Origin of the sequence: Rhodanobacter umsongensis (genome assembly GCF_042654965.1) — a bacterium.
GTDB classification, from domain to species: Bacteria; Pseudomonadota; Gammaproteobacteria; order Xanthomonadales; family Rhodanobacteraceae; genus Rhodanobacter; species Rhodanobacter umsongensis.
Map to the genome: position 1 here is coordinate 20,176 of NZ_JBHSMK010000011.1, position 20,916 is coordinate 41,091.

General features: G+C 68.7%; 12 protein-coding genes. 8 read left to right on the plus strand and 4 right to left on the minus strand.

Translation table 11 applies throughout. The annotated features are described in order from the left end of the window. Positions 1-135 precede the first annotated feature (135 nt). Positions 136-987: a polyamine aminopropyltransferase gene (gene speE, locus ACFPME_RS16865; protein ID WP_377306853.1), complete on the plus strand. Its 852-nt coding sequence runs from the start codon at positions 136-138 to the stop codon at positions 985-987. Positions 988-1,020: 33 nt separating this feature from the next. Here speE and ACFPME_RS16870 read toward each other — a convergent pair whose 3' ends face one another. Continuing rightward, complete coding sequence (locus ACFPME_RS16870; RefSeq protein ID WP_113728510.1) at positions 1,021-1,215, minus strand: antitermination protein NusB; 195 nt, start codon at positions 1,213-1,215, stop codon at positions 1,021-1,023. Between the two features lie 147 nt (positions 1,216-1,362). Here ACFPME_RS16870 and ACFPME_RS16875 point away from each other — a divergent pair, with 147 nt between their 5' ends. The 4 genes from ACFPME_RS16875 to ACFPME_RS16890 all read left to right on the plus strand — a co-directional run bounded on the left by ACFPME_RS16875 (position 1,363) and on the right by ACFPME_RS16890 (position 5,635). After that, positions 1,363-2,391 carry a hypothetical protein gene (locus ACFPME_RS16875; RefSeq protein WP_377306854.1) on the plus strand — a complete coding sequence of 343 codons (1,029 nt, stop codon included), beginning with the start codon at positions 1,363-1,365 and terminating at the stop codon, positions 2,389-2,391. A 77-nt stretch (positions 2,392-2,468) separates the two neighbouring features. Next, a complete protein-coding gene (locus ACFPME_RS16880) occupies positions 2,469-3,101 on the plus strand; it encodes a nucleotide-binding protein (protein ID WP_377306855.1) in 633 nt (210 codons plus the stop codon). 55 nt (positions 3,102-3,156) lie between these two features. Then, on the plus strand, positions 3,157-3,630 hold the full coding sequence (locus tag ACFPME_RS16885; RefSeq protein WP_377306856.1) for a SixA phosphatase family protein: 474 nt from the start codon (positions 3,157-3,159) through the stop codon (positions 3,628-3,630). A 100-nt stretch (positions 3,631-3,730) separates the two neighbouring features. After that, entirely contained in the window at positions 3,731-5,635 is a 1,905-nt protein-coding gene (locus ACFPME_RS16890; protein WP_377306857.1) for a phospholipase D-like domain-containing protein, read from the plus strand. Positions 5,636-5,840: 205 nt separating this feature from the next. Here the strand turns inward: ACFPME_RS16890 and ACFPME_RS16895 are convergent, their stop codons facing one another. Together ACFPME_RS16895 and ACFPME_RS16900 are read right to left on the minus strand one after the other, a co-directional pair. Then, positions 5,841-6,386, minus strand: coding sequence for an energy transducer TonB (locus ACFPME_RS16895; protein ID WP_377306858.1), 546 nt, complete (start codon positions 6,384-6,386; stop codon positions 5,841-5,843). A 16-nt stretch (positions 6,387-6,402) separates the two neighbouring features. Beyond that, complete coding sequence (locus ACFPME_RS16900) at positions 6,403-7,689, minus strand: acetyl-CoA C-acetyltransferase (RefSeq protein WP_377306859.1); 1,287 nt, start codon at positions 7,687-7,689, stop codon at positions 6,403-6,405. A 207-nt stretch (positions 7,690-7,896) separates the two neighbouring features. Between ACFPME_RS16900 and ACFPME_RS16905 the strand changes: the two genes are divergently transcribed. Beyond that, on the plus strand, positions 7,897-9,036 hold the full coding sequence (locus ACFPME_RS16905) for a hypothetical protein (RefSeq protein ID WP_377306860.1): 1,140 nt from the start codon (positions 7,897-7,899) through the stop codon (positions 9,034-9,036). A 103-nt stretch (positions 9,037-9,139) separates the two neighbouring features. Beyond that, on the plus strand, positions 9,140-11,605 hold the full coding sequence (locus ACFPME_RS16910) for a sensor domain-containing protein (RefSeq protein ID WP_377306861.1): 2,466 nt from the start codon (positions 9,140-9,142) through the stop codon (positions 11,603-11,605). A gap of 45 nt (positions 11,606-11,650) precedes the next feature. On the opposite strand, the gene ACFPME_RS16915 is transcribed toward ACFPME_RS16910, so the two are convergent. Next, positions 11,651-12,100, minus strand: a complete 450-nt coding sequence (locus ACFPME_RS16915) for a GNAT family N-acetyltransferase (RefSeq protein WP_377306862.1) — start codon at positions 12,098-12,100, stop codon at positions 11,651-11,653. Positions 12,101-12,243: 143 nt separating this feature from the next. Between ACFPME_RS16915 and ACFPME_RS16920 the strand changes: the two genes are divergently transcribed. Then, positions 12,244-20,862 (plus strand): GH36-type glycosyl hydrolase domain-containing protein, encoded by an 8,619-nt coding sequence (locus ACFPME_RS16920; RefSeq protein WP_377306863.1) that lies wholly within the window; start codon positions 12,244-12,246, stop codon positions 20,860-20,862. Positions 20,863-20,916: the final 54 nt, after the last annotated feature.

Here is a 20,916-nt window from a genome sequence, read left to right on the forward strand (position 1 = left end):
TGACCAACCGTCATTGTAATGGGCGCCTGTGACGATATGCGCAATGCGTTCGGCGGCACCGCCGGTACGTCCACCGTCGTTGCCATTACAATTGGCGGTCTTGTCCTTCCCACCGATTCGTCAGGAACGTCCGCCATGTCGCAGCCCAGCTGGTTCACCGAAGCCCACCAGGCTTCCGGATCCTCCATCGGTTTCCGCACCGAACAACTGCTGCACGCGGAGAAGACCCCGTTCCAGACCATCGAGATCCATAAGACCACCGACTGGGGCAACCTGATGGTGATCGACGGCTGCGTGATGCTGACCACCCGCGACAACTTCTTCTACCACGAGATGATGACCCACCCGGCGCTGTTCACCCACGCGCGCGCCAAGCGCGTCGTGATCATCGGCGGCGGCGATTGCGGCACGTTGCGCGAGGTGCTCAAGCACGAGGAAGTCGAGTCCGCGGTGCAGGTGGAGATCGACGAGCGCGTGACCCGCCTGGCCGAGCAGTATTTCCCCGAACTGTGCGAATCCAACAACGACCCGCGCGCCGAGCTGCTGTTCATCGACGGCATCAAGTACATGGCCGACGCCGAACCCGAATCGCTGGACCTGGTCATCGTCGACTCGACCGACCCGGTCGGCCCCGCCGAAGGCCTGTTCAACGCCGCGTTCTACGCCAGCTGCTACAAGGCGCTGCGCCACGGCGGCCTGCTGGTGCAGCAGAGCGAATCGCCGCTGGCGCATCTGGACCTGATCAAGTCGATGCGCTCCGCCATGCGCACCAGCGGCTTCAGCGCGGTGAAGACGCTGCCGTTCCCGCAGCCGTGCTACCCGACCGGCTGGTGGAGCTGCACCATGGCGCGCAAGGGCGGCGACCTGTCCGGCTTCCGCGAGCGCGGCGCGCTGAGCAAGAACTTCCCCACCCGCTACTACAACGCCGAGATCCACAAGGGCGCACTGGCGCAGCCGGAGTTCATGCGCGAGGCGCTGGGCGAGTAAGCCGCGAGGGTTCCCATCCGGCCAGGGTGCTTCTCAAAACAGCGTGTTGCGCACCTTGGGCAGCAGCACCAGCAGCAGCGTGGCGATCGGCCCCAGCAGCAGCGACAGCAGGAACCACAGCAAACCGCTGCGGTTCCTGCCCTGCGCCAGCGCGGCATTGATCAGGGCCAGCGTGCCCCAGCCGGCGAACCACGGCGCGCCATCGGCAAATGTCGACAAATGATCCACTGAGCGTCTCCGGTCGTGAGGGCGCGGCCGTGCGCCGAAACGGACATCCTAACAAGCTGGGGCACCTGCCGGGTTCCGGCGGCATCCGCATCAGCCGCGCTTAATCTGCGCGAGGTATGCTGAACGCTTTGATTGCGGATTCGATCGATGATGCGTGAATTGCGCTGTTTCGCCATGACCTGCGCGCTGTGGCTGCTGGTCGCGCCGGCATTTGCCGCCAAGGTCCCTGACAGGAGTCACGCCGGACCGGACAGGCAGGCAAGGGCGCGCGACGACGCCCAGCTGGCTTTTCAACGCGATCTGGTCAGCGTGCTCGCGCCACGGGCCGATGCCCTGCCGCTGCTCGGTGCCGCCCTGCTCGCCCGGCCGCTGTTCAACCAGCCGCCCAGCAACAGCTTCCACGGGCTGATCGGGCGTGCCGCACAGGCCGAGGGCGCGGATGCCGCCGTCAGCTGGGTGCGACTGGCCGATTGCGACGCCAAGGCCGACGCCTGTCCGAATACCGCCGCACTCGACCAACTGCTCACCCAGGCGCCGGACAACGCCGCGGTCTGGCTGCTCAAGCTGGGCGCCGACGCCCACGACATGAAGCAGGAGGCCGCCCGCGAGGATCTGAGCAAGGCCGCCACGGCAAAACTGTACGACGACTACACCGGCACCAGCCTGAAGGCGCTGGCCAGCTCGATCGGAGTGCTGCCGCCACCGGCGGATACCTTCGATCCGGCCGCGAAGGCCGGCGCGGTTGGCATGCAGACCATGTTGGTTTACGGCGTCGCCAGCACGCAGCCGCAACCGACCCTGCAACTCATCGCCAAGCTGTGCGAGAACGCTGCCGAGGATGCCTCGATCAAGTCCGATTGCGTAAAGCTGGGCAAGACCCTGGAATGGGGTTCCAGCCCGCTGGCACGCTCGCTCGGCCTGCATCTGCGCGAAGTGCTGGCCGACGATCCGGCACAGCAGCAGGAGGCGAAGGCCGCCCGGCGCAACCTGATCTGGCAGGTGCAGAGCTTCGCCCAGCTGCTGGCGCGGGCGCAGGAGGATCCGGCGCTCGCCCAGCACCTGCTCTCGCTGGCCCGCAACGGCGGCACCGAGATGAGCCTGCTTCTGGCCGCCTTGCGCGATGGCGGCATTCCGGTCGACGCGCCGGCCGGCTGGGAACCGCACAAGGCGGGCTGACGCCTCCCGCCGGGCCGCTTTGCGCGGCATCCGCGGCCGTGTAGGCTTGGGCCACCTTCCGCGACAAGGGTGAGTCGATGCTTACGACGCTGGTGGCAAGCAGCAAGGGCGGTTGCGGCAAGAGCACGCTGGTGACACAGCTCGCCGCGCAGTGGGCACAGGCCGGGCAGCACACCGCCATCGTCGACGCCGACCGGCAAGGGTCCAGTTTTCGCTGGGCGACGCTCAGGCCGGACAACGTCCCCGGTGTGCTGGCGCTGGAAGGCGGTCGCCGCTCGCTGCAGAAACTGCCGCCAGACACCCAGCAACTGCTGATCGACACCGCCGCCGGCTCCGGCGAGCGCGAGCTGGAACCCTATCTGGAGCAGGCGCACGTGCTGCTGGTGCCGGTGCTGCCATCCTCGTTCGATCTGCACGCCACGCTCGGTTTCATCGAGGAACTGCAATCGATCAACCGCATTCGCCGGGGCAAGCTGCCGGTGGCGCTGGTCGCCAACCGGCTCAAGCCGTGGACAAACGCCAGCCAGGACGCGATCGCCCAGCTCGCCGAACAATCGGCATTTCCGGTCGTCGCGCAGTTGCGCGACAACCAGGCCTATGTGCTGCTGAGCGCGTTGGGCAAGGGCATCTTCGATTACCAGTCCGAGCAGGTACGCAACCACCAGCAGGACTGGAAGCCGCTGCTGCGCTGGATCAGGCGCCAGCACTGACCGACCCCTCTTGATGCCGCCATCGCGCGCCCGCGCGTCCACTCCGGAGCCTTCCATGCAAGAACTCATTCTGTTGCGGCACGCCGAAGCCGTTCCGATAGAAACCACCGGCGACGACCAGCAGCGCCCACTGAGCGCCCGCGGCGAACAGGAGGCACAGGCCGCCGGGCTTTGGCTGGCTGCGCACGGTGTGCGGCCCGAGCGTGTGTTGTGCTCGGCGACCCGCCGTACCGACGAGACCTCCCGACTGGCACTGGCCGCGATCGACGCCGCACCGGTTCCGCTGATGCTGGGCGAGATCTACGATGCCTCGCCCGGTGAACTGCTGGCTCTGCTCGACCAGCATGACGACGCCGGCACCGTGATGCTGGTCGGCCACAACCCGGGCATCGAGCGGCTGGTGGCGCTGCTGGTCGAAGGCCGTTCCGACGAGTTCCGCGGCATGCCGCTGGGGGCGCTGGCCGTGCTGCATCTGAACGGCTCGCTGGAACCGGGCAACGCCAGGCTGGATGCGTTCTGGTCGCCCTGACAACCACTCCCGCGATCGGCGCCGCCGTGACGCGGCCGCCCGCACCCGCCATCGAGCGCGCTTGAGCGGCGCCTGTCCGGGGCGCCGTCACGGATGCCGCATGCATCTTCCGTATCATCCACGCATGCCCCATTTCCCGCGACGTTTCGTCCTCCTCCCGCTATTGCTCGGCGCCCTGCTGCTGCAGGGCTGCACGCTGTCCCGCACGCAGATCCGGCGCGCGGACACGGTAGTCGCCGCTACCGTCGACCACAGCACCACCTGTGCCCGACCCGACCATTGCGCCGTGCCTTCCCCGCTGCGCGCCGCAGCCCTCCAGGCGCTGGCCGCGTCCACACCGCAACAGCCGGTGCACGTGGTGACCTTGCTGGACGACAGCGAGCCGGCGCTGGCCGCGCGCATCAACCTGATTCGCGCGGCGCAACAGTCGATCGACGTGCAGACCTTCATCTGGGACCAGGACGACACCGGCCAGCTGGTGCTGGACGAACTCGTGCAGGCGGCCCGCCGCGGCGTGCAGGTGCGTATCCTGGCCGACCAGCTGTTCTCGCTGGACAACATGGATCTGCTCGACCGGCTGTCGCGGGTCAGCGCCAACCTGCAGGTGCGGTTGTACAACCCCACCTTCCACAAGGCGCACACCCAGCCGCTGGAGTTCGCCGCGGGCGTGCTGTGCTGCTTCATGCATTTCAACCAGCGCATGCACAACAAGCTGATGCTGGTGGACGACGCCATCGGCATCACCGGCGGGCGCAATTACCAGGACCGCTACTTCAACTGGGATGACGATTTCGATTACGTGGACCGGGACGTGATGGTCGGCGGCCCTGCCGCCCGCCAGATGGCCGCCAGCTTCGAGTTGTTCTGGCAGCACAAGCGCACCGAACCGCTGACCCACCTGCGCGACGTCAACCAGCGCATCCTGTCCGATGCCGCCACGCCAGTCTGGCAACCGCCGCATTACCGCCGGCCGTTGCGGGTGGCCCGCCTGCAACAGGTGGCCGCGGATCCGGCCTGGTTGCAGGCGTGGCTGGTCGAGCCCACGCTGCAGACCGGCAAGGTCGACTATTTCAGCGACCTGCCGGCCAAGACCACCAAGCCGGACAAGCGCCGTGCGCTGGATTTCACCCACCACATCATGCGCATGATCGCCGGCGCCAGGCGCGAAGTGCTGCTGCAGACGCCGTACTTGGTGATGAGCAAGCGCGCCCAGGGCATCTTCAGGCGACTGCACCGGCGCGCGGAGCCGCCGCGGGTGATCGTGTCGACCAACTCGCTGGCCTCGACCGACGCATTCGCCGTGTATGCGATGTCGTACAAGCACCGCAAGCGCTACCTCAAGAAGTTCGGCTTCGAGATCCACGAGCTGAAACCGCACGCGTCCGGTCCCGCGGTGGACAACCAGCTGGCCAATCTCGGCACGGACACCCTGCAACTGCCATCGGAAACCGCCAGCCCGGCCAGCGCCTCGCAGGCGCGCTTTCACCTGCTCGGCAGCCGCGGCAGCAACAACCGGCCGGCGCCGCTGCTTAGCGAAGGCCGTCGCTTCGGCCTGCACGCCAAGTCGATCGTGATCGATGATGCGTTCGCGATGGTCGGCTCGCACAACTTCGACCCGCGCTCGGACCACTACAACACCGAGGCGGGCGTGATCGTCTACGACCGCACGTTCGCCGACCAGCTGCGTCGCAGCATCCTGCGCGATACCCAGCCGGAGAATGCCTGGGTGATCGCTCCGCGGCGGGCGGTGATTCCGGTGCTGAGCGATCTCAACCAGGTGATCGGCACCGTCTCTGAAAGCCTGCCGTTGTTCGACCTGTGGCCGTTCCGTTACGCCACCAGCTTCGATCTCAAGCCCGACTGCCAGCCGCTGCGCGCCACCGACCCGAACTTCTACGCCTGCTACGCACCGGTCGGCGATTTCCCCGACGTGGCGCTGTCGCCAAAACTGATCATCACGCGGCTGTTCACGGCGTTCGGGGTAGGGGCCAAGGGCGTGCTGTGATTTTGCGCTGCGGGTTTTGTCGAAGCAGGCAGCCTGAAGTGCTTTCGCTCGCCCGATGCCTCGAAGCGGAGCTCCGGGGCGGAGCTTGCACCCTTCCGCGGAGGGTGAGGCACTTCCCTTCCTGCTTGTCCAAAGAGAAGAGCAGCCCGGCTGCCCAGGGCAGACGAAACCCTTGTTCCTGCCGCGCTGCCCCTGGACCAGCACCTTACGGCAGTTGCGCGACGCGATTGCCCTGGGAAGAGAAGCGCATAAGCAAGATGCCGCTGAGACCGTCGGGGTGGTCCGACGGCACCGCGAAGCGCCAGCCGCGCACGCTGCGCAGGGCGTGCGCATCGAGAACCGGATCGCCGCTGGATTCGCTCACGCTGGCCGTGCTGACCCGGCCGTTGCCATCGACGCCGACATGCAGCAACACGCGGCCGTCCAGATGGCCGCGCAGCTCTTCCCACGATTGCGAGATATCGCCGGGCATCGCCAGCGGCACGAGTTCCGATGCGGCAGGCTCGCTGGCCTGCGCATCACCCTGGGCGGCGACAAGATCCGGCAGTACCCGCGACGTCCGCACCACCCGGACCGAAGCGTGCGAGCGCCGCGGCGAGGGCAGGGCGCGCGGCGCCGGGCTCCGCGCCGCCGCAAAGCGCGCGGGCGGCCCCTGCCAGTCGCCGGTCAGCGTGCTCAGCCAGCCGGTGCCGGCGATGCCGATCGCCAGTGCCAGCATGCTCAGGCCAGTGGTGGTGCGCAGGCGAAGCACGGTCAGGCGCTCGCCTTCATGGCCGCTCGAGGATCGCGGTGACGCCCATGCCGCCGGCGGTGCAGATCGAGATCAGGCCGCGACCGGACCCTTTCTGCTCCAGCATCTTCGCCAGCGTGGCGATGATGCGTGCGCCGGTGGCCGCAAACGGATGGCCGACGGCGAGGCTGGAACCGTGCACGTTGAGTCTGGCCGGGTCGATCGGACCCAGCGGTGCGTCGAGGCCGAGCCGGTTCCTGCAGTAGTCGGCCGACTCCCATGCGCGCAGCGTGCACAGCACCTGCGCCGCGAACGCCTCGTGGATCTCGTAATAGTCGAAGTCCTGCAGGCTGAGGCCATGGCGCGCCAGCAAGCGCGGCACCGCGATGGTCGGCGCCATCAGCAAGCCCTCGCCATGGACGAAATCCACCGCGGCGACCTCGGCGTCGCGCAGATACGCCTGGATCTTCAGGCCGCGCTGCGCGGCCCACGCGTCGCTGGCCAGCAGCACGGCGGCCGCGCCATCGGACAGCCCGGTGGAGTTGCCGGCGGTGAGAGTGCCGTGGCCGGAGGTCTTGTCGAACGCCGGCTTCAGCGAAGCCAGTTTTTCAAGGGTCGAATCGGGGCGCAGGAAGCCGTCGCGCTTCAAGCCGCGGAACGGCACCAGCAAATCGTCGAAGAAGCCGGCGTCGTAGGCAACGGCGAGTTTGTGGTGACTGTCCAGTGCAAGCTGATCCTGTGCCTCGCGGCCGATGTGCCACTCCTTCGCCATCTGCTCGCAGTGGTCCCCCATCGACTTGCCGGTGCGTGGCTCGGCGACGCCGGGAAACGAAGGCTTCAATTCGCCGAGGGAAAATCCGCGCAGCGCCGTCCGCAGTTTGTCCAGCGGCGTCTTCGCGCGGTTCATCGCCAACAGCCGTTTGCGCAGCCGCGTGCCGTAGACGATCGGCACGTCGGAGGTGGTGTCTGAACCGCCTGCGATGCCGGCGGCGATCTGGCCGGCGGCGATCTTGTTGGCCACGATGATCGCGTTGTCCAGCGAGGTGCCGCAGGCGCGCGCGGTGGTGATCCCCGGCGTGGTCGGTGCCAGCCCGGAACTGAGCAGCGCCTCGCGTGCCAGGTTCCAGTCCGACGAATGCTTGATGACCGCACCCATCGCCACTTCGCCCAGCTCCACGCCGTGCAGTCCGAACCGTTCCACCAGCGCGCCGAGCACCTTGACCGACATGCCGAAATTGCCGACGTCGGCATAGGCCGTGTTGTTGCGGCAGAACGGAATGCGTAGGCCGCCAATCACCCCGACGCGTCTTTGCGTGTTTTCCATGCTCGAAACTGTCCACCACTCAAGTCGTTCAAGGCTAACCCGCGATGCCGCGCGGCGAAAGCCCGGAACGACCGACGATGTGCTGATCCGTTCAGCACGGTCGGCATGATGTCCGGCGCGCGTGCCGGTGGTCGCACCGCGGCTGCCGGACGGATCGGCAGGTCCTCACTGATAGAATCGATCTCCTTTGCCGTTTGGATTGCCGCCGTGGAAGCTCACACGCTGCTCGCCCTGCCGATCGTGCTGGCCCTGGAGCCGGTGGCCGGCGAGCCGCCTCCGCGAACGACCCTGAGCCGCGACGAAGCCGCCGAGCTGGCGGAGCTGGTCGCCGCCGACCTGCATGCGCTGGTGCCGCAGGTCGATGCCGCCCGGCTGGCCCTGGCGGGTGCGCTGTTCGATCAAGTCGAACTGCTGCGCCCGGGCTTTCCGGTATGGGCGACGCTGGACGAACTGGCCCGCCGCGTGCCGCGCGGCCAGCTGGACAACGTGGTCGCGTTCGGCAGCCACGAAGGCCACATGCCGGCGCAGCCGCTGGAACCTTCGTCCGTTTTCGCCGGGGGTCCGATGCGCCTGTTGCCGATGAGCCTGCTGGCCTCCGAATCATTGGCGGACGAATTGTCCGGCGAACTTGAAATCCAGCTGGTCGGGCGCGGCGAAGCCAGCGCGTTGACCGCCGACTGGCTGATGCGCACGCTGGGCATCCGGCTGGAGCACGTGCGTTACCTCAGCCGCAACGATCTGCTGGCGCTGACCTGCGTGCAGTACGAACACGTCAACCTGGCGTCGTTGTGGACACTGCTGGAATCGGCGCTGCTTAGCCCCGAGCGCAGCGAAACGACGCTGAGCGCGCGCGGGCTGAGCCTGCGCTACGAGCAGGGCACCGTGCTGGCCCAGTCACCGTCGCGCTGGCTGGCAGCACAAACCGGGGATGCCGCGGAACGGGCGCACGCACTTGCCGGCGTGCTGTTCGAGTTGCGCCAGCACGCCGCCCTGCTCGCCGCCCATCGGCTGCCGCTGTCGCTGCAGGCGGATGCCGGCGAAGCGGTCGAGGCGGGGGCGGGCTATGTGCTGGAAACCCTCGCCGCCGCCGTGCCCGGCAGGGAGCCGCCGGCATTGTTCGCGCACGAGGCGGCCGGCCTGGGCATCATCGCGATCACCGTGGCGCAGCGCGACGGCGGCAACGCGCTGGCGCTGGCGCACGGCTATCCCCTGCAGCCGGGTGCGCTGGCGCCGTTGCTGGCCTTGCTGGCCGATCGCTACGGCATCGCCGCCGAACTGCACGCGCTGGGCCGCGTGGTGCTGGATGACGACGGCCGGCTGGGCGCGCCGGCCAGCACGCTGCACTGAGCCGGTCGGCGCCGGCCGAGCCCGGACGTTTGTATCGGGGCGGAAACTCGGCGCATGATGCGAGGGCGCCGACAGGGGGCGCGCACCCGTTGACGGAAAGACCATGCGGCCGCCCAAGTCTGCCGAGGTATTGCCATCACCTTCGCACGGGCCGGACTGGCCCGCGCGAATATCGCGCGGCGCGCCCGTGCTGCTTGCCTATCTGGATGCGGAGCAGCGGTTCCGCTATGCCAACGAAATCCATCGCGACTGGCTCGGCGTCGACCCGCAGGTCCTGCTCGGGCGCCGGCTGGTCGACGTGGTCGGCCAGCGCAATTACCACCGCGCGGCACCGGCGCTGGAGAAGGCCTACGCCGGAGCGCTGGCGAGCTTCGAGGGCGAGCTGTACAACGGCAGCGAGCGCCGCTACGCGCACGGCAATTTCCAGCCCGATTTCGACACCGACGGCCGCGTGCGTGGCGTGTTCACCGCACTGATCGACATCACCGAGCGGCACACTCTCGAGCTGCAGCTGCACGAGAGCGAGCAGCGCTTTTTCGGCGCGTTCCAGCATGCCGCGATCGGCATGGCGCTGACCCATCCGGACGGCCATTTCCTGCGCGTCAATGCCGCGGTGTGCCAGATGCTGGGCTATCGCGAGGAGGAATTGCTGGCGCTGAACATCGCCCGGCTTACCCACCCGGACGACCTCGCCGCCGACCAGGGCCTGATGGCCGAGCTGGTGGCCGGCCAGCGCGAGTCGTACCAGCTGGAAAAGCGCAATTTCCACAAGCTCGGCCACGTCGTGCATATCCTGCTCGCCGTGTCGCTGGTGCGCGACGAGCGCGGCGCACCGCTGTACTTCGTGTCGCAGGTGCAGGACATCAGCCAGCGCAAGGCGTTCGAGGAGGCGCTGCATCGCGAACGGGAACTGGCCGAGGTCACCTTGCGCTCGATCGGCGACGCGGTGATCACCACCGATCCGCAGCTCGGCGTGACCTCGCTCAACCCGATCGCCGAGGCGATGACCGGCTGGACCAGCGACGAAGCGCAGGGCCGGCCGATCGAGCAGATCTTCCAGCTGTTCGACGCCGAGCACGGCCAACCGGTGGCCAATCCGTTGCGTGCCGCGATCGGCCGCAACACCATCGTCGACCTGGCCGGCAAGACGCTGTTGCGCCACCGCCACGGCTTCGACACGCCGGTGGAGGATTCCTCGGCGCCGATCCATGACCACGCCGGCAATGTCATCGGCGGCGTGCTGGTGTTCCACGACATCAGCGAAACGCGCGCGCTGGCGCTGAAGATGATCCACCTGACCCAGCACGACACGCTCACCGGGCTGCCCAACCGCAGCCAGTTGCACGGTCACATCGCCCAGGCGCTGGCCACCGCCAGCCGCCGCCAGCAGCGCGCGGCGCTGGTCTATCTGGACATCGACCACTTCAAGCGGATCAACGAACTGCACGGCCACGCGGCGGGCGACAACGTGCTGCGCGCGCTGGCCGGGCAACTGCATCGCTGCCTGCCCGGCGAGGAATTTCTCAGCCGCTATGGCGGCGACGAGTTCGTGGTGGTGCTGCCGCACCTGGACAGCGTCGGCGAAGTGGCCAGCCTGTGCCAGAACCTGATCAACCAGGTCGAACAGATCCACATCGCCGACCTCGGCTTGCGCATCAGCATCGGCATCAGCATCTACCCGGACGACGCGCTGGAATCGGAAAGCCTGCTGCAGCACGCGGAAACCGCGCTGGTCGCGGCGAAGGCGCAAGGCCTGCACGGCTACCGCTTCTTCACCGCTTCGATGAACGAACGCGCTCGCGCACAGCGGCGCATCGAGACGGCGCTGCGCCAGGCGCTGCCGCGGCGCGAGCTCAGCCTGCACTACCAGCCGAAGGTGGATGCGCAGAGCGGCCGCATCGTCGGCGCCGAGGCGCTGTTGCGCTGGCATGCGAACGGGCGCGTGCAGTACGAACCGGACCAGTTCATCCCGGTGGCGGAAGATACCGGCCTGATCCTGCCGATCGGCGCGTGGGTGCTGCGCCAGGCGTGCAAGCAGGCACAGCTGTGGCAGTTGCGCGGGCAGCCCGTCGCGGTATCGGTGAACGTGTCGCCGCTGCAGTTCCAGCATGCCGATTTCTACAGCTGGCTCGACGGCGTGCTGAAGGAAACCGGGCTGGCCGCCCACCTGCTCGAACTGGAACTGACCGAGCGCATGGTGATGTCCGGCGGCGACGCCACCACCGACCTGCTGCAGCGGATCAAGCAGCGCGGCGTGCGGCTGTCGCTGGATGATTTCGGCACGGGCTACTGCAGCTTGTCGTACCTCAAGCATTTTCCGATCGACGCGTTGAAAATCGATCGCGTGTTCGTGCGCGACCTCACCAGCGATCGCGATACCGCTACCATCACCAGCGCGATCATCGCGATGGCGCGCAGCCTCAACAAGCTGGTGATCGCCGAAGGTGTGGAAACGCGCGAGCAGGGCGCGTTCCTGCGCCTCGCCGGTTGTTCGCAGCTGCAGGGTTTCCTGTACGGCGCACCGCTGCCGGCGGCGGAATTCCAGAAGCTGCTGGGCGAACCGGCGTGAGCATGCAGTGATCGCCAGGGGGCGCCGAAGCCGGCCGGTACGCGCCTACGCAAGCGCCTCATACATCGCGTAGTGGCAGCGCTGCATGCCGAGACCCTCATAGGTCGCCTGCGCACGCCGATTGTCGGTTTCCACATATAGCCGCACACCGACCGCACCAGCCGCGGCCGCGCGCTCCGCCACGGCGGCGTACAACGCGCGGAACACGCCGCCGCGACGCGCGTCGGGGTGCACGTAGACGCTCTGGATCCACCAGAAATCGCCGTCGCGCCAGTCGCTCCATTCGTAGGTCACCAGCAGCCCACCCACCGCCACGCCGTCGCGCTCGGCGATCAGATAGAAGCCGCGCCGGGGGTGTTCGAACACGCCGGCGACGCCGCGCTGCAAGGTCTCGCGATCCAGTTGCCGGTGTTCGGTTTCCCACGCCATCGCGGCATTCCATGCAACGAGCTCGGGCAGGTCGGAAGGGCGGGCGGGGCGGATCGACAACGGCACGGCACGACTCCGGCAACGGGGTGAGCGCACATCGTAGCGTGCGCGCTCTTCACACGCAGGGGCGTACCGTCCGAGCGGAAGCCGGCGGCCACGGCAGCCCGCCGCGGGCGGCATCCGGCCATCCACCCCCAAGGAAAGTGCAGTTGAATATCGGCAGCGTTCTAGATCTGCTCCAGCTGCGGCGTTTGCGCGCGTTCCGCCGCCGCCGCGCGGCGGCGCTGGCGCGGCCCGAGCAGGAGCCGGCGCTGCGCTCGGAGCTGTTCAGTGCCGAGCAGATGGAACGGCATGGCCAGACCCTGGCCCGCCAGCACCGGGTCGCCGCGCGCGCCAGCGCCGACCTGCTGTTGACCCGGCTGGCCGACAACGAGGCGGTGCTCACGCATACCTGCGACCGGCTGACCGACGCCAGCCGGCGCAAGCGGCGGGTGACGCCCGCCGGCGAATGGCTGCTGGACAACTTCTACCTGATCGAGGAACAGATCCGGCTGGCCCGGCGGCATCTGCCCAAGGGCTACAGCCGCGAACTGCCGCGGCTGGAAAGCGGGCCGTCGGCGGGCCTGCCGCGCGTGTACGACATCGCGCTGGAGATCATTTCGCACGGCGATGGCCGCGTCGATACCAGCAGCCTGCGCCGCTTCATCGGCGCCTACCAGAGCGTGACCCCGCTGAAGCTGGGCGAGCTGTGGGCGATCCCGATCATGCTGCGGCTGGCGCTGATCGAGAACCTGCGCCGCGTCGCCGCGCGGGTGATGGCCGACTGGCGCTACCGCGGCAAGGCGGTGCGCTGGGCCGACGCCATGACCGCGACCGCCGAACGCGATCCCAAGAGCGTGGTGCTGGTGGTTGCCGACATGGCCCGCTCGGAGCCGCCGATGACCGGCCCGTTCGTGGCCGAAATGGCGCGCCGGCTGCAAGGGCAGAGCCCGGCACTGGCGTTGCCGCTGAGCTGGATCGAACAGCGCCTGGCCGAATCGGGCCAGAGCATCGAGCACCTGGTGCAGTCCGAGGCGCAGCAGCAGGCCACCAACCAGGTCACCATCAGCAACAGCATCGGCAGCCTGCGCGCGTTGTCCGCGATCGACTGGCGCGAGTTCGTCGAGTACAGCAGCGTGGTCGAGCAACGGCTGCGACAGGATCCGGCCGGCGTCTACGCGGCGATGGACTTCGCCACGCGCGACCGCTATCGCCACGTGGTCGAGGCGCTCGCCCGCCAGCACCGGCTGACGGAGTTCGAGGTGGCCTCGGCGGCCGTCGCGCTGTGCGAGCCGGACGCGTCGACCGGCGCGGTGGCGCAGCATGTCGGCCTGTACCTGATCGACCGCGGCAGGCGCCAGCTCGAACGCCAGCTCGGCATTCGCCCGCAGCTGGCCGAGCAGTTGCGGCGCGGTTTCGATCGCGCGCCGCTGCCGATCTACCTGGGCCTGCTGGCCCTGCTGACGTTTGCATTTGCGCGGCCGCTGGTGCTCGCGGCCGCGCACGATGGCCTTTCCTTGTGGGCTGTGATCGCGATCGCCATCCCGGCGATCATCCTGGCCAGCCAGCTTGGCTTGAGCCTGCTCAACTGGACCACCACGATGGCGGTGGCGCCGCAGTTGCTGCCGCGGATGGACTACTCGCGCGGCATCCCGGCCAGCGCGCGCACGCTGGTGGCGATCCCCAGCCTGTTCGCCAGCGCGCAGGATGTCGAGGATCTGGTGGAGGCGCTCGAGGTGCGTTTCCTCGGCAACCGCGACGAGCATCTGCACTTCGCTTTGCTCACCGACTTCGCCGACGCGGGCAGCGAAACCCTGCCCGGCGACGCCGCGCTGCTCGGGCTGGCGCAGCGGCGCATCGAAGCGCTCAACGAGCACTACGCCAGCGTCGAGGCGGACCGCTTTTTCCTGTTCCACCGCCCGCGCCGCTGGAATGCCGCCGAAGGCTGCTGGATGGGGCACGAGCGCAAGCGCGGCAAGCTGGCCGATCTCAACGCGCTGCTGCGCGGCAATGCGCAGGACCGTTTCATGCTCATCGTCGGCGACATCGCCGCGTTGCCGCCGGTGCATTACGTGATCACGCTGGACACCGACACCGGCTTGCCGCGCGATTCGGCCCAGGCCTTCGTCGGCACCATCGACCACCCGCTCAACCGCGCGGTGTACGACCCGCGGCAGCGGCGCGTGGTCTCCGGCTACGGCATCCTGCAGCCGCGCGTGGGGATCAGCCTGCCCAGCAGCGCACGCTCCCGCTACGCCCAGTTGTACGGCAGCGACGCCGGCATCGATCCGTACACGCAGATGGTTTCGGACGTCTATCAGGACGTGTTCCGCGAAGGCTCGTTCATCGGCAAGGGCATCTACGCAGTCGATGCGTTCGAGCTCAGCCTGGACGGGCGCTTTCCGGAGAACCGCATCCTCAGCCACGATCTGGTCGAGGGCTGCCACGCGCGTGCCGGCCTGCTCAGCGACGTGCAGCTGTTCGAGGAGTATCCGGCGCGCTACGGCGCCGACATCAAGCGCCGCCATCGCTGGATCCGCGGCGACTGGCAGCTGCTGCCGTGGCTGCTGCCGTGGGCGCCGACCGCGCGCGACGGCTGGCGCCGCAATCCACTGACCGCGCTGTCGCGCTGGAAGATCCTGGACAATCTGCGCCGCAGCCTGGTGCCGACGTCGCTGCTGGTCTTGCTGGTGACCGGCTGGCTGGCGATCTCGCCGGTGTTCTCGTGGACGCTGGCGGTGCTGTCGATGGTGCTGGTGCCGCCGCTGCTGTCGGCCCTGCTGGAACTGGTGCAGAAGCCGCGCGATGTGCAGATCGATCAGCACCTGCGCGCCGGCTTCAAGGCCGGCATGCAGCACTTCGCGCGGATGGCGCTGGGGCTGGCGTGGTTGCCGCACGAGATGCTGTACCAGCTGGACGCGATCGGCCGGACGCTGTGGCGCATGGGGATCAGCCGCAGGCATCTGTTGCAGTGGCAGACATCCAGCGAGGTCGAGCGGCGCGGCAGCAATGCGCCGGCGGCGCTGTGGCGGCTGATGTGGATCGGGCCGCTGCTGGCTGCGCTGCTGGGCGTCGCGCTGATGCTGGAGCGGCCGATGGCGTTGCTGCTGGCCGCGCCGTTGCTGTTGTTGTGGCTGCTGTCGCCCACGCTGGCGTGGTGGGTCAGCCAGCCGCGCAAGGCGGACGAGTTCGCCCCCACGCCGGCGCAGACGCGATTCCTGCGCGAGCTGGCGCGGCGCACCTGGGCGTTCTTCGAGACCCACGTCGGCCCCGCCGAGCACTGGCTGCCACCGGACAACCTGCAGGAGCGCCCGGGCCCGGTGATCGCCCACCGCACGTCGCCGACCAACATCGGCATGGCGCTGCTGGCCAACCTGGCCGCCTTCGACTTTGGCTTCCTCAGCGTCAACCGCCTGCTCGACCGCACCCATCACACCCTGGCGACCATGCAGCTGCTGCCGGGGCATCGCGGCCATTTCTACAACTGGTACGACACCCAGACGTTGCAGCCGCTGGCGCCGCTGTACATCTCGGCGGTGGACAGCGGCAACCTCGCCGGCCACCTGTTGACCTTGCGCCCGGGCCTGCTGGCGCTGATCAACGAGCCGGTGTTCCAGCCGCGCGTGCTGCAGGGCTTGCTCGATACAGTGCACGTGCTGGGCAACGCGCTCGAGCCGGGTCGCGATGACATGCTGGAGCCGATGCAGCGCGAACTGCAGGCGGCGCTGTCGGCACCGCCGGCGACCACCGGCGCCGCGCTGGCCCTGTTGCAGCGGCAGCTGGACCATGCGCATGCGCTGGCGCAATCGCTGGCTCCGCAAACCGGTTCCGATACCGAGTTCTGGCTTGCCGCCTTGCTGGAGCAATGCAGCGACCTGTGCGATGAAGCGGCCCTGTTCAATCTCGATCCGTCGGATGACGAGGCCAGCTTCGACGGGATTCCCACGCTGCGGCAACTGGCATGGATCGAACCGCTGTGCTGGCCCACCATCGCCGGCGCCGAGGGTACGCGCGAGCGCGCCCGCGACCGCATCGCGGCGATCGAGCTGCTGGCCCAGCAGGCCGGCGATCTGGCGCTGATGGACTACCGCTTCCTGTACGACACCGCGCGCGACCTGCTGGCAGTCGGCTACAACGTGGACGACCGTCGCCTCGATACCAGCTATTACGATCTGCTCGCCTCGGAAGCGCGGCTGGCCAGTTTCGTCGGCATCGCGCAGGGCCAGTTGCCGCAGGACAACTGGTTTTCGCTCGGCCGCCTGCTGACCACCAGTGGCGGCGAGCCGGTGTTGCTGTCGTGGGCCGGCTCGATGTTCGAATACCTGATGCCGACCCTGGTGATGCCCAGCTACGAAGGCACCCTGCTTGACCAGACCTGCCGCGCCGCGGTGGCGCGCCAGATCGAATACGGCAGCCAGCTCGGCGTGCCATGGGGCGTTTCCGAATCCGGTTACAACACGCTGGATGCGCACTTCACCTACCAGTATCGCGCCTTCGGTGTGCCCGGACTGGGCCTCAAGCGCGGCCTCGGCGATGACGTGGTGATCGCGCCGTACGCGACCGCGCTGGCGATGATGGTGGCGCCAGCGGCCGCAACCAAGAACCTGCAGCGGCTGGCCGAGGTCGGTGCCGCGGGCCGCTACGGGCTGTACGAAGCGATCGACTACACGCCGGCCCGGCTGCCGCTGGGGCAGTCCTCCGCCCTGGTGCAGTCGTTCATGGCGCACCACCAGGGCATGAGCCTGCTGGCGCTGGCGTACGCACTGCTGGAGCGGCCGATGCAGCGGCGGTTCGAATCCGATCCACAGTTCCAGGCCACCAGCCTGCTGCTGCAGGAACGGGTGCCGAAGACCGCGGCGGAGTACCTGCACGCCTCCGGCTTCCCCGAAGTGGACGGCCAGACGCGCGCGGCCGAAGCGCGACTGCGCGTGTTCACCGACCCGGACCGGGCGCGGCCGGCCGTACAGCTGCTGTCCAACGGCCGCTACCACGCGATGGTCTCCAGCGCCGGCGGCGGCTACAGCCGCCGCGGCGAGCTGGCGCTGACCCGCTGGCGCGAGGACAGCACCCGCGATCACTGGGGCATGTTCTGCTACCTGCGCGACGTGGCCAGCGGCGAGTACTGGTCCACCGCGTATCAACCGACGCTGAAGAAGACCGAGCTGTTCGAGGCGATCTTCTCCGACGCGCGTGCCGAGTTTCGCGTGCGCGAGCGCGAGTTCGATGCGCACACCGAGATCGTGGTGTCGCCAGAGGATGACATCGAACTGCGCCGCACCCGAATCACCAACCGCAGCCGCACGCGGCGCACGATCGAGCTGACCAGCTACGCCGAAGTGGTGCTGGCGTCCTCGCTCGCCGATGCCCTGCATCCGGCCTTCAGCAAGCTGTTCGTGCAGACCGAACTGGTGCCGCAGCTGCAGGCGATCGTGTGCACGCGGCGGCCGCGCGCGGCGAACGAACAGGTGCCCTGGATGTGCCATCTGCTGGCCGCGCACGACGCCGACATCGACGCGATCTCGTACGAGACAGACCGCGCCCGTTTCATCGGCCGGGGCCGCAGCCTGGCGCAACCGCGAATGCTCGATCGCGAGCAGGCGCAACTTTCCGACAGCGAAGGGTCGGTGCTCGATCCGATCGTGGCGATCCGCTGCCGCATCACGCTGGAGCCGGAGCAGTCGGCCACCATCGACTTCGTCACCGGCCTGGCCGACAGCCGCGACGGCTGCCTGCAGCTGATCGGCAAGTACCGCGACCGCCACCTCGCCGATCGCGTGTTCGACCTGGCCTGGACGCACAGCCAGGTGCTGCTGCGCCAGCTCAATTCCAGCCTCGCCGATGCGCAGCTGTACGAACACATGGCCACCTCGATCATCTACCCGAACGCGAGCCTGCGCGCCGAGCCCGGCATCCTGCGCGGCAACCGCCGCGGGCAGTCCGGCCTGTGGGGGCAGTCGATCTCCGGCGACCTGCCGATCGTGCTGCTGCAGATCGCCAACCCGGCGCGCATCGAACTGGTGCGCCAGCTGGTGCAGGCGCACGCGTACTGGCGGCTGAAAGGGCTGGCGGTGGATCTGGTGATCTGGAACGAGGACCGCGCCGGCTACCGGCAGGAGCTGCAGGACCAGATCATGGGCCTGATCGCCTCGGGCAGCGAGGCCAGCCTGCTCGACCGGCCGGGCGGCATTTTCGTGCGCCCGGCGCAACAGTTGTCCAGCGAGGACCGCATGGTGATGCAGGCCAGCGCGCGCATCATCCTGACCGACAATCGCGGCACGCTGGCCGAACAGATCAGCCGCCGCCGCGCCGAGACGCACGCACCGCGCTTCGAAGCCAGCCAGCCCCCGCGCGTTCCGTCGGTCGCGCCGGTCGCTGCCACGCCACCGGCGCTGCAGCTGGCCAACCCGCTCGGCGGCTTCAGCGCCGATGGCCGCGAGTATGTGATCACGCTGGCACCGGGCGACGCCACGCCGGCACCGTGGGCGAACGTGCTGGCCAATCCGCACTTCGGCACGGTGATCTCCGAAAGCGGCAGCGCCTACACCTGGGGCGAGAACGCGCACGAGTTCCGCCTCACCCCCTGGCACAACGATCCGGTCGCTGACGGCAGCGGCGAGGCGCTCTACCTGCGCGACGAGGAAACCGGCCACATGTGGTCGCCGACGCCATTGCCTGCGCGCGGCAACGGCGGCTACACCACCCGCCACGGATTCGGCTACAGCGTGTTCGAGCATGACGAGGACGGCATCCATTCCGAACTGTGGATCTACGTGGCGCTGGATTCATCGGTCAAGTTCTCCGTGCTGAAACTGCACAACGCATCCGGCCAGCAACGCCGGCTCAGCGTCACCGGCTATGTCGAATGGCTGCTCGGCGATCTGCGCGAGCGCACCTCGATGCATGTGGTCACCGAGTCCGATCCGGCCAGCGGCGCGCTGTTCGCCCGCAATGCCTACAACACCGAGTTCCCGAACCGCGTGGCGTTCTTCGACGTGGACGATCCCGCCCGCGGCATCGACGGCGATCGCCGCGAGTTCATCGGCCGCAACGGCAGCACCGCCGCACCCGCCGGGCTGGCGCGCGCGCACCTGTCCGGCCGCCTCGGCGCGGGGCTGGACCCGTGCGCGGCGCTGCAGATGGCGGTGACGCTGGAGGACGGCGAGCGGCGCCAGGTGATCTTCCGGCTCGGGCTGGGCCGTGACGCCGCCGACGCCAGCGCGCTGGTGCAACGGTTTCGCGGCAGCGGCAGCGCCGCCCGGGCGCTGGACCAGGTGCGCGCGCACTGGGCGCGCACGCTCGGCGCCGTGCAGGTGCACACGCCCGAGCCGGCGCTCGACGTGCTGGCCAACGGCTGGCTGATGTACCAGACCATCGCCTGCCGGATCTGGGCGCGCAGCGGCTACTACCAGTCCGGCGGTGCGTTCGGCTTCCGCGATCAGTTGCAGGATTCGATGGCGACCCTGCACGCCGCGCCGGAGCTGGCGCGCGCGCAGCTGCTGCTGTGCGCCGCGCATCAGTTCCCCGAAGGCGACGTGCAGCACTGGTGGCATCCGCCGCTGGACCGCGGCGTGCGCACCGCCTGTTCCGACGATTACCTGTGGCTGCCGCTGGCCGCCAGCCGCTACGTGCTGGCCAGCGCCGACACCGGCGTGCTCAACGAGCGTGTGGGCTACATCGAAGGGCGCCCGCTGCATCCCGGCGAGGAGTCCTACTACGACCTGCCACAGCCGTCGGGCCTCAGCGAGACGCTGTACCAGCACTGCGTGCGCGCCATCGAGCACAGCCTGCCGCGCGGCGTGCACGGCCTGCCGCTGATCGGCGCGGGCGACTGGAACGACGGCATGAACCGGGTCGGCGAGGCCGGCCGCGGCGAAAGCGTGTGGCTGGGCTTCTTTGCTTGCGAGGTGCTCTCACGTTTTGCCGAGGTGGCCCGGCTGCACGGCGACGAAGCCTTCGCGCAACGCTGCGAAGGCGAGGTGGGCCAGCTGCGCGTGGCGCTGGAGCAGCATGCGTGGGACGGCGCCTGGTATCGGCGCGCGTACTTCGATGACGGCACGCCGCTGGGCTCCAGCAGCAACGACGAATGCCGCATCGACTCCATCGCGCAAAGCTGGTCCGTGCTGTCCGGCATCGCCTCGCCCGAGCGACGGCTGCAGGCGATGAACTCCCTCGACCAGCATCTGGTGCGCCGTGATGCCGGCCTGGTGCAGTTGCTGGAGCCGCCGTTCGACAAGTCCGCACTCGATCCCGGCTATATCAAGGGCTACGTGCCCGGCGTGCGCGAGAACGGCGGGCAGTACACGCACGCGGCGATCTGGGCCACGATGGCCTTCGCCGAACTGGGCGACCGCGACCGCGCGTGGGAACTGCTGCGCATGATCAATCCGGTCAACCACGGCATCGACGCCGCGCAGATGGACGTCTACAAGGTCGAGCCCTACGTAGTCAGCGCCGACGTCTACGCGGTCGCACCGCACGTCGGCCGCGGCGGCTGGAGCTGGTACACCGGCTCCGCGGGCTGGATGTACCGGTTGATCGTCGAGTCCCTGCTCGGCCTGCGCCTCGAAGCCGGCAAGCTGCGCTTCACGCCGGTGCTGCCGGCGGACTGGGAAGGTTTCTCGCTGGACTATCGGCATCGCGATACGCTGTACCGCATCAACCTGCGCCAGAGCGATCCCGGCACGGTGAGTACCGTGTGGCTGGATGGCGTGGCGCAGGCGGATGGCCGCCTTCCGCTGACCGATGACGGCGCGGAACACACCGTGGAGCTCAACCATCCGCGCACCTGAGTACCATTCCGGCTCGACCGCTGCGCGGCGGCGAGCGGAGGACGCGCCGGTTCG

Bases quoted from the DNA above. Each gene is read 5' to 3' on its own strand.
- ACFPME_RS16875 (WP_377306854.1), top strand. From the start codon at position 1,363: ATGATGCGTGAATTGCGCTGTTTCGCCATGACCTGCGCGCTGTGGCTG.
- speE (WP_377306853.1), top strand. From the start codon at position 136: ATGTCGCAGCCCAGCTGGTTCACCGAAGCCCACCAGGCTTCCGGATCC.
- ACFPME_RS16885 (WP_377306856.1), top strand. From the start codon at position 3,157: ATGCAAGAACTCATTCTGTTGCGGCACGCCGAAGCCGTTCCGATAGAA.
- ACFPME_RS16890 (WP_377306857.1), top strand. From the start codon at position 3,731: ATGCATCTTCCGTATCATCCACGCATGCCCCATTTCCCGCGACGTTTC.
- ACFPME_RS16880 (WP_377306855.1), top strand. From the start codon at position 2,469: ATGCTTACGACGCTGGTGGCAAGCAGCAAGGGCGGTTGCGGCAAGAGC.
- ACFPME_RS16910 (WP_377306861.1), top strand. From the start codon at position 9,140: ATGCGGCCGCCCAAGTCTGCCGAGGTATTGCCATCACCTTCGCACGGG.
- ACFPME_RS16900 (WP_377306859.1), bottom strand. From the start codon at position 7,689: ATGGAAAACACGCAAAGACGCGTCGGGGTGATTGGCGGCCTACGCATT.